The 1388-nt window shown below is 63.2% G+C and carries 3 protein-coding genes; 1 reads left to right on the forward strand and 2 read right to left on the reverse strand.

From position 1 onward, the window contains the following. Positions 1–464, forward strand: a 464-nt coding sequence (locus EOA33_RS35780; RefSeq protein ID WP_127407728.1) for a histidine phosphatase family protein, incomplete at its 5' end; no start/stop codon positions are given. Positions 465–664: 200 nt separating this feature from the next. On the opposite strand, the gene EOA33_RS35785 is transcribed toward EOA33_RS35780, so the two are convergent. Beyond that, positions 665–892 (reverse strand): DUF680 domain-containing protein, encoded by a 228-nt coding sequence (locus EOA33_RS35785; RefSeq protein WP_127407729.1) that lies wholly within the window; start codon positions 890–892, stop codon positions 665–667. Between the two features lie 272 nt (positions 893–1164). Then, on the reverse strand, positions 1165–1388 hold a 224-nt coding region (locus EOA33_RS39995), incomplete at its 5' end, for a hypothetical protein (protein ID WP_210212650.1).

Below are 1388 nucleotides of genomic sequence, written 5' to 3' on the forward strand. Positions count from 1 at the left end.
ATCCCAAGCTTGCCGATTTCGACCGGCCGCTCGGCCCGCGCGGTCTGAAGACGGCGCCGCTGATGGGGCGCGAGCTTTCCCGGCGCGGCTGGCTGCCTGACCTGGCGCTGGTGTCGGCCGCGCTGCGCACCCGCGACACATGGCGGCTGGTCGCAGCCGAATTGCCGAAGAGCGCTGCGGCGGAATTCACGGATGCGCTGTACGAGGCGGCGGCGGTGGATGTGCTGGCCGTCGTGCGCAAGGCCGATGCGGCCAGCCTTTTGGTGCTCGGCCACAATCCCGGGCTCGAGGACTTCGCGCGGCGGCTCGCGGGTTCGGGGTCGGATGCCCGCGCGCTGCGGAAGCTCGAGGAGAAATTCCCGACGGCGGCATTGGCCCGGTTCGTCTTCAAGGGAGACTGGGCGGATCTCGGCTTCGGCGGCGCGCGGCTGACGCATTGCATCAGGCCGAAGGAGTTGGGGTAGCGGCCTTGGGTTAGTCGCGGCGCGGCCCTTGGTGCTTGCGGGGCCGAAAGACAAAATCCGAACAAAGCGACAGGGCCGAAGCTTGCCGATTTGATTCAGGCTTGCGCAAAAGCGAAGCGGCGGGACAAGCCCACCGCCTCGAGGCATTCGATGACCGAAGCCATCAGCGGTTGCCGACCAGGTCAGGTTGTCGGGTCCACTTAACGGCCCCAGATGCCTTGGCCGGATTCAGGCTGGGCGACTTCGGAGGTGGTCTTGCCATGCTCGACCGGCTTGCGGATCGACGCCGTGGTCGTGATGTCGACATTGGCGGCAGGCTGGGTGACGGCCGGCTGGTTGACGTTGTTCGAACCATAATGGTCACTGCCGGCGAAGGCGCTGCCCGTGGCAACGAGGAAGGCGGCGGTGGTGAGAGCGATCTTGGTCATTCAGGTACTCCAGTAGTTCTGTCTTCTGTCCGTCAAGTGGCGTGCCTTGGGAGGAATTCGCGTCGCTCGGACCACCCCGAGATGGGTCGTGGCCGCTGTCGTTTCCAGTCACGAAGTTGTGCCGAAAAGACCTTCGGCGCGGCGCTTGAAATCCGGCGCAAGGCTTCCTCCTGCCACAATCTTATTTTGCGATATCAATCAGTTAGTAAATTCCACCCGCCACGGGTGCCAAGATCACTTGAGCCGGCGTTCACAACCTGATGCACAATGCGTCAACATAAATCGAACCGATCGGTTCTGTTTTCGTCGATTGGCGCCTGATCACTACCCGCAGGGAGGTGCCGGTTGCTTTCCATGCGGTCGTTCAGCGACATGAATCCAACACGCAGCGCCTCTCGTCGGTGACCTCCCTGCCGCTCTGCAGTGGCCAAGCCAGCTAAGGTTTGCCTTGTGGGCGGATCGATATTATCCGTTGTGTGCGTGCACCCCATCGGAC

Origin of the sequence: Mesorhizobium sp. M4A.F.Ca.ET.050.02.1.1, from assembly GCF_003997725.1 — a bacterium.
Classification (GTDB): Bacteria; Pseudomonadota; Alphaproteobacteria; order Rhizobiales; family Rhizobiaceae; genus Mesorhizobium.